Genomic DNA, 12,063 nt, shown 5'->3' on the forward strand with positions numbered 1-12,063 from the left:
GGGCTTCATCGCGCGCCCGGAGATGCTGAAAGTCTTCGGCGAGAACGCGAGGGAGTATGTGGAACGCACGATGGGCGCGGGGGCATTTGCTGCGAACGGAGCCGAAGTAGTGCGCCGGCTCGAGCATGACGTACTGAAAGGGCGCGTCAGGCCTGCGGTCGCCCGCGGGATTGAGCCCGATGTCGCATCGCGCTCCCGGGCGAGGAGCGACGCGACCGGCCGGCGGCCTCCCGTCATCACCGGAACAGATTAGCCTTCCGGATACGCCAGGGCGTAATCGAACGCCGCCCGCACCGCCGCCACCTGTGCATCGTTGCACTGCTGCGGCGTAGCTCGCGGGCTGTCCGGATAGACCTCGGTCGTCGTGACGTAACGCGCATTGGTGATGCCAGCGCACAGACCCAGCTTCTTCAGGTCGTATTCGATGACGCCGTGCGCAACGACCGGTGATCCGATGATCTCCCCGTGCTCGTCCGCAGGGGCGATGTGGGTCACCTTAGCCACGGCTTCGATAACCGTCTCCTGGAACTCTGGCTGGCGATTGAACGAATCGTCTACGAGGTAAAATCCGTCCGGAATCTCGCCGGGCTCGTATTCCTTGCCATCACGCGCCGCGACCGCCGGACGGAATTCCGACTCGTCCGAGTCGGTGGTTTCATGCAGGTCGATATGCACAAGCACCTTATCGGCAAGTGGCGCCAGAAGACCTACCAACGCTGCCGATTCGGCAGCCGGACTGTCCTCGCGAAAATTGCGGTTTGGATCGATGGCGTCCGGATTCCAGCGCTGGATGCGCTCGTAGGCCCAGGGGCTGACGCAGGGCAGCACCAGCACATTGGCGCGGCCGGCATAGTCGTCGGCGTGGTCGCGTACGAACTGAAGCGCACCCTCGACACCGCTGGTCTCGTACCCATGCACGCCGCCCGTTACCAGTAGAACGGGAAGGTCATCGCGCCATTCCCGGCTCCGGATCGCGAGCAAGGGATACTGCCCTTCCACGTAGTCCAGCACGCCGTAACCACTGACGTCGAAGCGGTGACGCAGCGCGTCGATTGCTGTCACGACATCGTCGGCGTAGCTACGGCTTTTTACCTGGCGCGAACGCCAGCCGGCGACTTCGGGAGCGCCCCAGGGTTGCCCGGGCGTGCCAATGGGGTAGGACTGTGATGTGGTCATGGGCCGGATAATAGATCAGGTATCCGTAAGCTTGTATGCCTAGACTCCTGTTAAGTCGGCGTGTCAGCCGACTTCTCGGGGAGACGGGGCCATGGCACTGAAAACGTGGGTATTCCTGTTCGCATTGACGGCATCCGCCTCCGCAACCGCTGGCGGTGGGCCACTGGGGATCGATCACCGCCTCCACTACGACAACAGTGGCATCTGGAAACGAAGCAACCAGAAGATCCTCGCGGGCGCGACTGCCGTGACGGTCTTCGGCGGCGCCCTGCTACTGGGCGACAACAGCGAGTTCGGCGACACGCTCTGGCGTTCAGTGGATTCGGTGGTCCTGGCCAGTGCGACGACGGACGTGCTCAAGCTGGGCTTCCGGCGGCAGCGCCCTTCCGAGACGGATGACCCGGACAAGTTCTTTTCCAGTGGAAAGAAGAACAACAGCTTCCCGAGCGGCGAAGTGACCCTCATCTCGGCGGCCGTCACGCCGTTCATCGTCCGCTACGGCGAAGACAACCCCATGGTCTACGCCCTCGCCCTGCTCCCTGCCTACGACATGGTCGCGCGCATGAAGACCCGGGGTCACTGGCAAACCGACGTACTCGCGGGCGCGGCGATCGGCACCGGCTTCGGCATCTGGTCTTCACGCCGGAACTCGCCCTTCATCCTCAGCCTGCTTCCCGGCGGCTTCCAGGTGGGATTTATCAAGCATTTCGACTAATCAAGCCATATGCCGCGACGTCACGATCGTCCGATCAACCCGTCCCTTCGCCGCTCGACAATTCATACACACTGGGCCGGCCGTGCTTCCCAACAAGACCGTCCTTCACCGCGCGCTCTAACCACGATCTGGCTTGCCCAGTTTGCAGACCTAGCCGCTCAGCCACGACTTCTGCGGTAAGAGTCTCTTTTTTCAGTAGACCGACCAGGTGCACAAGAAATAACTCATACAGCTCCGCTGCAGCGCGCTTGCCTGAAAGGTCGGTCTCCAGAACCTCGCGCACGAACAAATCCGGATTGGATTGTCCATCGCCGTCGCGTAGCGAGAGAACGCTGGGATTGGAAAGGAGTGACGCCTGGGGCCCATTGGGCACACTGAGCCCAGTGTTCGCCGATTCCTCCCTCTCGAACGCCGCCTTCAGACCAGCGCCATTGAGGCTCTGTCGATCAAAGATACGCCCCCCCTCAGCAATAAGTGCAGTATTTCCAGCACCCTCGCCGGGAGACCGCACATAAAGGGGCACCCAGGCATTCTTGAGGTTCTCCACGGCCCCCTCCCACGTACCTCCCTTAGACAATGCGGAATCGATAACGAGCGCGCGATCTGAGAGCGCGTAGATGAAGCGATTACGTCCCATGGCCGCGCCTGCACTGAAACCTGCCTCAGGATGAAAAGGGGAGATCAAGACTATGCGCCCTTCACGGAGGGGAGCACGCCAGGTTCGGGCAAGACTTTGCTTGAGCAAATCGTTCGCAAGCACACCGATGACATACCCGCCTGCGTCGGCGGCTCCGCTCATCGCAGCTGCATCGACTCCGCGCGCTCCACCGGATACCACGCAAATTCCATCGTTCGCGCAGGCTCGAGCCACGTCTTGGGTGAATGCGAGACCTTCATCGGAGGCATCTCGGGATCCCACGATGGCCAAACCGCCTACGTCCAGCAACGTCGGGTCGCCTGCACCGTACAGGAGGGGCGGAGCCGCGTGTTTCAATCGCCGCTTCAATCGCCACGGGAATTCAATGTCTCCGCGCGAAATAACCCATAGACCGCCGCGATTCCAACGTTCCACGGCGAGTGCCATGGCCGTTCCGCGCCCAAGGAGAGCTTCGACCCGTTCCTTGGCGATGCGCGCCTCGCTCACGGCGTTGAGTGCCGACGCACCCCGGGCCGTCATCAGATCTGACGGACGCATTCCCTTTGAGTTCAACCACTTCGCGAACTCGGCATATTCCCGGGTCGAAAGAGGTTTGTGCGATTCCGCCCGCTCGCCGCCGAACCTTCCACACAAAAGCAGGACGGTTTCGGTATCTGGGCTGATTGCGGGCAGGGTCATGTCGCCTTCGTCAATTCGTTGCGCTTGTGGCGAGGGCAAAAGGATACACGGCCTCGGCTCCCGCTTGCCGCAGCAGCGCGGTCGCGATGGTCAAGGTCCAGCCTGAATCGACAACGTCGTCGACCAGCAGTACCCGCCCCGTCACGGCATCTCCGTCATGGATGCGAAAGGCACCGTCAAGATTGCCACACTGATGAAACCGGTTCTCCATTGCCTTCTGAGCATCAGTATCACGCGACTTCTCAACAGCGGGAACGAAAGGTAGACCCAACCCAGCGGCAAGTCTTCGCGCGAAATCCGACACCAGCGTGGGATGTCTCAGAGATGGGACGCATGTCACCCAGCCGAGATCCCTTGCTTCCGGCCATCGATTCCTCAACAGCTCCACTGATGCGTCCACCAACTCATCACTGAAGCGCCCGCTGGCCTTTCCCTGCTCAACGAGTGCGCCCCAGACCGGTTCGCCCCAGCGCGACAGCGTGCGGCCAACCTCCCCCTTCAACGCAGGCGGCAGGGTGGCGCGATCCAGTTTCCAGGCGGCGCAATAGATCGGAAGTGCCTCCGTAATGACCTGTTTCCTGAGCTCAAGAGGCAACTCGCTCTGCCTCACGAAGCGCCTGGCTGCAACAAGCAGGCTTCTATCTATCTCGGCTGAAAGCGCTGGCCTACCAACGCAGTTCGCGCACTTTCCGCACGATTCGGCTTGCGGATCATCCAGCGCGTGCGCAAGGAACTGCATCAAGCAACCTCGATTCGATGCGTACGCCTGAATTTCCTCCCACTCAGCTTCACGCTGGCCGAGCAAATGGGCTATGCGCTGTCTATCCATGCGGTAATCGTGGGTTGTCCGGAGCCAGTGACCATCCACACGAATCAAAGGAGGCTGCGGCTCCACCGCCAGAAGCTTCAGGACTTTCTCGATCTGCGAACGCCGAATGTTGATAAGGCGCTCGATCTGAGCGATCTTCAACCCATTTTCCGACTGCTCCAGTGCGGCGAGAACTCCGCGCACCTCCGCTTCCGCTGGAAATGCAGCTTCCCTGAAATAAGCATTGATCCTCCCGTCTTCTTCGCCGGCCATCAATACGCCATACGCGGATGGAATGGCACGCCCTGCACGCCCTACCTGTTGGTAATAGGCGACTACGTTTCCCGGCGACTGAAAGTGTAGGACGAAGGTGAGATCGGGTTTGTCATACCCCATGCCGAGTGCCGTCGTTGCAACGAGGCACTTGATCTGGTTGTTGAGAAGGCGACGTTCCAGATCCTGGCGATCTTCATCCGAGCGATCGGCATGATAGGCGTGCGCATCCACCCCGTTGGTCTGCAACCAAATGGCGACGCGCTCGGCGTCACGGCGAGTGAGCGCGTAGATAATGCCGCTTCCGGCGAGGCGAGGAACCGTGCCTGCGAGCCACGCTAGCCGCTCCGCCACGTCGTACGGAGGCAAATTCTGGAGGGTGAGGCTCTCCCGGACGAGCTCGCCTCTGAGCGTTACGACATCGCCGCGAAGTTGTGCCGCCACGTCTTCCTGGACCCGACGATTCGCCGTTGCGGTAGTCGCCAGTACGGCGATATTTTCCGGCAGACGGGCAAGGACTTGGCCAATGCGGCGATAATCAGGACGAAAGTCGTGCCCCCAATCGGAGATGCAATGTGCCTCATCGACAACCAGCAACGAGACCCGGCCGGCGATGGGCTGCAACGTGGAGACCACGAATTCGTCGTTTGCGAGTCGCTCAGGTGAGATAAGGAGCAGGTCTACCTCTCCTGCCAACAGCTGAGCTCGTACGTCGTCCCAAGCATCGCGATTGGTCGAGTTGACAGTCAACGCCTTCAGGCCGAGCAGATCTGCGGCCTCTATCTGATTACGCATCAGCGCGAGCAAGGGCGAGACAATGATCGTAACCCCTTGTCCTTGGTTACGTAGCAGTTTGGCTGCAAGAAAGTACACCATGCTCTTGCCCCAGCCCGTGCGTTGCACGCAAAGCACTCGCCGACGCCCGTTAACGATGCTATCGACGGCTTCCCACTGTCCCTCTCTGAACTCCGCGCGACCGTTGCCCATCGCGGTACGGAGAAGCTCTTGAGCTTCGTTTCTGTTGACCATCCTGCGTTCCCTGCGGTTGTCGTTAAGGAAAAACCTACTCGATATTCTGAACCTGCTCGCGCATCTGCTCGATCAGCACCTTCAGTTCGACGGCGGCATTGGTCGTACGCGAATCCACGGACTTCGAACCCAGCGTATTGGCCTCGCGGTTGAACTCCTGCATGAGGAAGTCCAGGCGGCGACCCACCGGCTCCTTCAGCGCCAGCACGCGGCGAGCTTCCGAGATATGGGTGGCCAGGCGATCGAGTTCTTCGTCCACATCGATACGGGTGATCTGAAGCACGAGCTCCTGCTCGAGGCGACCCGGCTCCACCGGCTGGCGCATATCGGCAAGGCGGCCTTCCAGGCGTGCGCGCAACGCGGCCTGGATCTCGGGCAGCCATCCACGTACATCGCCGACAATCTTCTCGATGCCGTTCAGGCGTTCGACCAGCAGCTCGCCCAGCTTGGTGCCTTCGCGGCCACGGGTGTCGTTGAGGGCGACCAGCGCCCGGTCGAGCACCTCGATCAGGGCGACCTGGAGGGCGTCGGCATCCGTTTCCGCCTGGCGCAGCACGCCGGGGAAACGGAGCAGGTCGGTGAAATCGATCGACATGCGCGGGAAGCGCTGCTCGAGGTCCAGCGCCAGCTCGGAGAGCCGCGTCAGCATCTGGGCATTGACCTGGAGGCCGTCGCTGGCCCCGGTTTCGCTGCGCAGGCGCACCGTGAGATCAACCTTGCCGCGCGACAGATGGGCACCGATCCGCTCGCGCAGGGCGCTTTCGAAGCTGCGCAGCTCCTCGGGCAGCCGGGGGCTGATCTCGAGGTAGCGGTGATTCACGGTGCGCAGTTCGCAGGTGAGGGTGCCGGAGGGGCCAGCGCTCTCGGCGGAGGCGTACGCGGTCATGCTGCGGATCATGGATGGCTCGCTTACGCGGCGGGGAAGACCGCAATGGTAAACTGACCCACCGTCCGCGCCCAAATCAGGTTATCCATGACTTTTTCCCGTCCGAGCGGCCGCGCCGCCGACCAGCTGCGCGCCGTCAGCATCGAACGTCACTACACCCGCCATGCGGAAGGGTCCGTTCTGGTGTCCTTCGGAGACACCAAGGTGCTGTGCACCGCCTCGGTCGAAGAGCGCGTCCCACCGTGGCTGYGCGGCAAGGGTGAGGGCTGGGTCACGGCCGAGTACGGCATGCTGCCCCGCGCCACCACCGACCGCACCCAGCGCGAAGCCGCCCGCGGTGGCCAGGGCGGCCGCACCATGGAGATCCAGCGCCTGATCGGCCGCTCCCTCCGTGCCTGCGTGGACCGCGCCGCCCTCGGCGAGCGGGTCATCACGCTCGATTGCGACGTGATCCAGGCCGATGGCGGCACCCGCACGGCAGCCATCACGGGCGCCTACGTGGCGCTCGTGGATGCCGTATCGACGCTGACCAAGCGCAACGCCATCAAGCGCAATCCCATCCTCGGTGCCATCGCGGCGGTCTCCGTCGGCATCTATAACGGCGTGCCGGTACTCGACCTCGACTATGCCGAGGATTCCAACTGCGATACCGACATGAACGTCGTCATGAACGACGGTGGTGGCTTCATCGAAGTGCAGGGCACGGCCGAAGGCCACGCCTTCCGTCGTGACGAGATGGACGCGCTGATGGACCTTGCCGCGAAGGGCATCAACGAACTGGTCATCGCCCAGCGTGCTGCACTGGAGAGCATGCCGTGACTGAGGTTCGCCCCGCCACGGCCGCCGATCTGGACGCCATCGTCGAGATCCATCGCGCCGCTTTCGGGCGCGATGCCGAGGCCGACCTCGTCCGCCGGCTGGTCGCGGCCGGTCGCGCCTCGATTTCACTGGTCGCCGTGGATGAGGAAGACACCGTGGTCGGCCACGTGCTGTTCTCCCCCGTGACGATCGAAGAAGGCGACGACGGCAAGTCGCTCGGCCTGGCGCCGGTCGCGGTGCATCCGGACCATCAGCGCCAGGGCATCGGCCATGACCTGGTGGAAGAAGGGATCGGGGCCTGCTTCGTGCAGGATGCGCGCGCGGTCTTCGTCCTCGGCTCGCCCGCTTATTACACCCAGTTCGGCTTCGCCAAGGCCTCCGCGCACGACCTGCGCGATGCCTACGAAGGCGGCAATGCCTTCCAGGTGCTGCCGCTTACGATCGATGGCCTGACCGGCTATCGCGGACGCGTGGACTACGCGCCTGAATTCGCGACCGAGGGGCTCTGAGCGATGCGCCTCGTACTGGCTTCAGGTAATGCGGGCAAGGTGGTCGAGCTGGAACAACTGCTCGCCGGCAGCGGCGTGCAGCTCGTGCCGCAGACGGCACTGGGCGTCAGCGATGCCGAGGAAACCGGCCTGACCTTCGTCGAGAACGCACTGATCAAGGCACGCCACGCGGCGCGCGTGACAGGCATGCCCGCGCTGGCCGACGACTCGGGCATCTGCGTGGATTTCCTGGGCGGCGCGCCCGGTCTCTATGCCGCTCGCTATGCGGGCAAGCACGGCGACAGCGCAGCGAACAATGCCAAACTGCTGCACGAGCTCGCCGGCGTGCCGACGGAAAAGCGCGGTGCGTATTTCATCGCCGTGCTGGTGGTGCTCCGCCACGCCGACGATCCGGCGCCGCTCATCGCCGAAGGACGCTGGCCCGGCCGCATCCTCGAAGCGCCGCGAGGCGAAGGCGGTTTCGGTTACGACCCGTTGTTCCTTCCCGCCGGTCACGACCTAGGCGCCGCCGAGCTGGATCCCGCCCTTAAAAATCGTCTGAGCCATCGCGGCCAGGCGCTCGAGGTGCTCAAGGCGCGCTTCGCCGAGCTGTCATGATTCTCGTCCCGCCGCCGATGTCGTTATACGTCCACATGCCTTGGTGCGTGCGCAAATGCCCGTACTGCGACTTCAACTCGCATGGTGTCCGCGGTACGCCCGCCTATGCCGAGTATGTGGACGTGTTGCTGGCGGATCTCGATGCCGACCTGCGCGATTTCGGCGAGGCCATCGGCGGGCGTCCGGTCGAGACCGTCTTCTTTGGTGGCGGCACGCCGAGCCTGTTCGCGCCCGAGCTGGTCGGCCGCTTTCTCGACGGCGCCCGGCGACGGCTGGCCTTCGCCACCCACGCGGAAATCACCCTGGAGACGAACCCCGGCACGGTCGAACACGGGCGTTTTGACGGCTATCTCGCCGCCGGCGTGAACCGCATTTCGTTCGGCGTGCAGAGCTTCGACAACGACAAACTGCATCGCCTGGGTCGTATCCATTCCGCCCACGAGGCGGAAGATGCCGTGCGACAGGCCAGGGACGCCGGCATCGACAACATCAATATCGACCTGATGTATGCCTTGCCGGAACAGACGCTCGAGGGCGCACTCGACGACGTGCGCCGGGCCATGGAGCTGGCGCCAACGCATATCTCGCATTACCAGCTCACGCTGGAACCGAACACGGCCTTCGCCGCGAATCCTCCCCCCCTGCCCGACGACGACGCGGCGTGGGCGATCCAGGAGGCGTGTGAAGCGAGCCTGGCCGAGGGCGGTTACGGCCAGTACGAAGTCTCAGCCTATGCCGCGCCCGGTCGCCGATGCGCGCACAACCTGAATTACTGGCGTTTCGGCGACTACCTCGGTATCGGCGCCGGAGCCCACGGCAAGATCACGGACGCCACCGGCGTCCGTCGCCGCTGGAAGACCCGCCTGCCTGCGGCTTACCTCGCCTCCTCCGGCCAACCCGACCGGATCGGGGGCGATAACCTCGTCGGCATGGACGACCTGCCTTTCGAGTACATGCTCAATGCCCTGCGCCTGATCGATGGCGTGCCCGCGGCGGACTTCACCGAGCGGACGGGCCTGTCCGCGGAGGCGATCGCTCCGGCCCGGGCCGCCTCCATCGCACGTGGCTGGCTGGTCGACGATCCGGCCGTGCTGCGGACCACGGCGCTGGGCCAACGCTTCCTCAACAACGTGATCGAAGCGTTCATGACCTGATTGCTGCCGTTTCCGCCCCTAGTCCATCCGCTCTAAGCCGTAAGCCGACCGGCATCCCGCTGGCGCCCATAGGGTTCGGACGCCTAAACTCGGCATCAGGCAGGGGAGAAACCAACTAGATGAGCACAGGAATGCAGCCCCCACACGGCAGAATGGGTCAGGCCCCCATTGCTTTGTCGCCACGCGCGGAGCGCGAGGCGCAGCAGGGTCTGTCGCTGTGCCTGACGTGGCTGGACATGCCCCTGCGTGAATCCCTACGCGATTTCAACCAGCGCCTGTTCGCCACGGCCGAGAACACCCGTAATCACCTCGAGCAGCAGGAATGTTTCGAAAGCCGGAACATCGTCGAGCGTGAGGGGCCGGCATTTCGCCAACGCTTTGCCGCGCACCTGTCCGAGCGCTTCCGTCATCTGGGCGAAAACGTCGACGGTAAATCCGCCACGGGCGAACACCTCGGCCTGGGCATGAACCTGAGCCTGGTGGATCCCGAAGAGCAGGAGCAGACGGATGCGCTGAGCAGCATGGCCGCACGCGGTGAAGCGCGTAGCGCCAGCAGCCTGTTCGAACTGGGTTACCGCATGGCCGTGCTTGCGGGTACCCCGCCGCTGGAAGGTGAGGCGTTGCCGGCTGGTCCGCGTGCGCTCACCGCTGCCCTGGAGGCGGCGGTCGCACCGTTGCCGTTGACCAGTGCGCATCGGTTATTGCTGTTCCACGCCGTCGACACCCATGTGCTCGGCCATAGCGAAGCGTTTTACGGCGCGCTCAACGAGCATTACCGGACGCGCGGCATCCTTCCCGGTTTCCGCGTCTATCCGAACGTTCGCGTCTCCGCGCCACCGGCGGCGGAGCGTCGCGGGCGGCCGGGAGACGCATCGGCGCCGGCGGCCACCACGGGCAGCAGTGTCCAGGGCGGCACGGGCGCGGGCGGCAGCAGTCACGAAGCCGCACCGGTCAGCGCCACCAGTGAAGGTCACATCGGCGTGCTCGAAAGCCTGCGCGACCTGCTGGCGAGCCGCGTGGCCACCCAGGGTCGCGGTGCCGGCTTCGCGCCCGACCGGCTAGTCTCCGAGGACGAGTTGCAGACCGCTCTCTTCGCCTTGCAGGGCCATGTCTCCGAAGTCGCCGACGCCGCACACAGGGAGATCCGCAGCGCCCAGGCGTTGCGCGACGAACTGCTCAGCCAGCTCAATCGTGGCCGGCCCGTCGGCTCGCCGCCCGCCGAACTCACCCTCGAGCAGGGCGATACGGTGGAACTCACGGCCATGTTGTTCCAGAACCTCGGCCAGCAACTCGGCACCGCCAGCCCGGGTCGCGCCGTGCTCGGCGGCCTCCAGTGGCCGATGCTCCGAGCGGCCGTGAACGACCGCGGCTTCTTCGACCGCCCTGAACATCCGGCACGCCAGCTGCTCGATACCGTCAGCGAGGCCGCTCACCACTGGCTCGATCCGGCCGAAGGCGAACCGGACGCGGCACTGATCGATCGGCTCGAACGCCTTGTAGTCGAGGCCAGCCACGCCCAGGTGATCGATCCCGCCTGGCGTTCGGAGATCGAGCAACAGATCACCCAGCTGTCGCGCAAGGCACACGTGGCCGAGCGCCGGCAGATCGAAGCGATGGAAGGTCGCGACCGCCTGGAGCGCGCGCGCCAGCGCGCCGCCGAGATCATGGGCGAGCGACTTGGCAGCGGTGCGGCGCCACGCGGTGTCCTGCGCATCCTGCTGGAACGGACCTGGGCGGACGTGCTCGCCCTGCATATTCTCCGTGGCGGCGAGACGGGCGAAGCCTTCCTGCACTGCCTGGGTGTGACCGACCAGCTCCTTGGACGCCGCCCTATCGCCGACGTGCAGAAGCTACGCGTGGAGGTGGAACGTGGTCTCGAACACCTGGGCATGCATCCTTCCGAAGCCGCCCAGGTGGCTGCCGGCCTGTTCGAAACCCCGGCCACGCAGACCGACGATGCACTCACCCCGACCGATGTCGCCCTGCGCCTGAAACAGCGCCCGAGGCTGGGCGAAGGCACGGCTCACGGCGAGCCGGTGAAGCCGGTCGAACCGACGCCGCTCGATTCCGCCGCGCGGGCCGTGTACGACGGCTTCGTTACGCTGCGCTTCGGCACCTGGTTCGAGTTCGTCCACGAAGACGGCAACCTCAGCCGGCGCAAACTGGCCTGGTTCTCACCCACCACGGGGCGTTGCCTGTTCGTCAACCAACGCGGTAGCCGCACCGACGATATCGACCTCACAAGGCTGGCCCGCCTTATCGCGACGGGCGAGGCTCGCGAATGGCGGGAACAGCGCATGTCCTTCATCGATCGCGCCTGGCAGGCCGTGGCGCGCAGCCTGCGCCGTGACGGGCTGCACGAAGCACGCATGGCAGGCCACGCATGACCCGCGAATTCGAACAACGCCGCGCGCCGCGCAAGCGGGTCACCTCGCCCATGCCCATCGTGGACGGCATGACCGAGCGGGTGATCGGCCAACTCGGCAATCTTTCCGCCACCGGCATGATGGTGCTGGCGACGCAGGCCCCGCGTAGCGGCGCCGTGCACCAGGTGAGCTTCACCCTGCCGGACGCCCAGCACCGCGAGCACCGGGTCGAGATCGGTATCCAGGAGCAGTGGCACGAACCCGCCGCTTCCGCCGGGCAATTCTGGGCTGGCTACCGCATCGTGGCCGCCAGCGACGACGACGTTCGCGCTATCGACGAATGGATCGGTCCGCCGCCGGACTGAACGGGAGGTCGCGACCATGCTTTACGACGC

The 12,063-nt window shown here is 64.5% G+C and carries 12 protein-coding genes; 8 read left to right on the forward strand and 4 right to left on the reverse strand.

Going from position 1 to position 12,063, the window contains the following annotated elements; translation table 11 throughout:
- The coding region (locus tag AC1DSN_RS04000; protein WP_477329665.1) for a hypothetical protein at positions 1–253 on the forward strand (253 nt) is incomplete at its 5' end.
- Here AC1DSN_RS04000 and AC1DSN_RS04005 read toward each other — a convergent pair.
- Positions 250–1,176 carry a M14 family metallopeptidase gene (locus tag AC1DSN_RS04005; protein ID WP_477296310.1) on the reverse strand — a complete coding sequence of 309 codons (927 nt, stop codon included), beginning with the start codon at positions 1,174–1,176 and terminating at the stop codon, positions 250–252. The two genes, AC1DSN_RS04000 and AC1DSN_RS04005, sit on opposite strands and share 4 nt — an antisense overlap.
- A 91-nt stretch (positions 1,177–1,267) precedes the next feature.
- On the opposite strand from AC1DSN_RS04005, the gene AC1DSN_RS04010 reads away from it, so the two are divergent.
- Positions 1,268–1,891: a phosphatase PAP2 family protein gene (locus AC1DSN_RS04010; RefSeq protein WP_477296311.1), complete on the forward strand. Its 624-nt coding sequence runs from the start codon at positions 1,268–1,270 to the stop codon at positions 1,889–1,891.
- A 34-nt stretch (positions 1,892–1,925) separates the two neighbouring features.
- Here AC1DSN_RS04010 and AC1DSN_RS04015 read toward each other — a convergent pair whose 3' ends face one another.
- The 3 genes from AC1DSN_RS04015 to AC1DSN_RS04025 are packed head-to-tail and all read right to left on the reverse strand — an operon-like array spanning position 1,926 to position 6,235.
- Positions 1,926–3,227, reverse strand: coding sequence for a DNA-processing protein DprA (locus AC1DSN_RS04015; RefSeq protein ID WP_477296312.1), 1,302 nt, complete (start codon positions 3,225–3,227; stop codon positions 1,926–1,928).
- A 10-nt stretch (positions 3,228–3,237) separates the two neighbouring features.
- Positions 3,238–5,337, reverse strand: a complete 2,100-nt coding sequence (locus AC1DSN_RS04020) for a RecQ family ATP-dependent DNA helicase (protein ID WP_477329667.1) — start codon at positions 5,335–5,337, stop codon at positions 3,238–3,240.
- Between the two features lie 34 nt (positions 5,338–5,371).
- Positions 5,372–6,235 carry a YicC/YloC family endoribonuclease gene (locus AC1DSN_RS04025; protein WP_477293445.1) on the reverse strand — a complete coding sequence of 288 codons (864 nt, stop codon included), beginning with the start codon at positions 6,233–6,235 and terminating at the stop codon, positions 5,372–5,374.
- Between the two features lie 75 nt (positions 6,236–6,310).
- Here AC1DSN_RS04025 and rph point away from each other — a divergent pair, with 75 nt between their 5' ends.
- The 6 genes from rph to AC1DSN_RS04055 all read left to right on the forward strand — a co-directional run bounded on the left by rph (position 6,311) and on the right by AC1DSN_RS04055 (position 12,033).
- The gene (rph, locus tag AC1DSN_RS04030) at positions 6,311–7,042 is read left to right on the forward strand and encodes a ribonuclease PH (RefSeq protein ID WP_477329669.1); all 732 of its coding nucleotides are present in this window, start codon (positions 6,311–6,313) and stop codon (positions 7,040–7,042) included.
- The gene (locus AC1DSN_RS04035) at positions 7,039–7,551 is read left to right on the forward strand and encodes a GNAT family N-acetyltransferase (RefSeq protein ID WP_477293441.1); all 513 of its coding nucleotides are present in this window, start codon (positions 7,039–7,041) and stop codon (positions 7,549–7,551) included. Before rph ends, AC1DSN_RS04035 begins: the two co-directional genes overlap by 4 nt.
- A gap of 3 nt (positions 7,552–7,554) precedes the next feature.
- On the forward strand, positions 7,555–8,148 hold the full coding sequence (rdgB, locus tag AC1DSN_RS04040) for an RdgB/HAM1 family non-canonical purine NTP pyrophosphatase (protein WP_213949368.1): 594 nt from the start codon (positions 7,555–7,557) through the stop codon (positions 8,146–8,148).
- Entirely contained in the window at positions 8,145–9,302 is a 1,158-nt protein-coding gene (hemW, locus tag AC1DSN_RS04045) for a radical SAM family heme chaperone HemW (protein ID WP_477293439.1), read from the forward strand. Before rdgB ends, hemW begins: the two co-directional genes overlap by 4 nt.
- Before the next feature lie 173 nt (positions 9,303–9,475).
- Positions 9,476–11,689, forward strand: coding sequence for a DUF1631 family protein (locus AC1DSN_RS04050; RefSeq protein WP_477329671.1), 2,214 nt, complete (start codon positions 9,476–9,478; stop codon positions 11,687–11,689).
- The gene (locus AC1DSN_RS04055) at positions 11,686–12,033 is read left to right on the forward strand and encodes a PilZ domain-containing protein (RefSeq protein WP_477293434.1); all 348 of its coding nucleotides are present in this window, start codon (positions 11,686–11,688) and stop codon (positions 12,031–12,033) included. The genes AC1DSN_RS04050 and AC1DSN_RS04055 overlap by 4 nt, the downstream gene beginning before the upstream one ends.
- The last annotated feature ends 30 nt before the right edge of the window (positions 12,034–12,063 follow it).

It is taken from the genome of Luteibacter sp. P4_D7_3, from assembly GCF_056401735.1.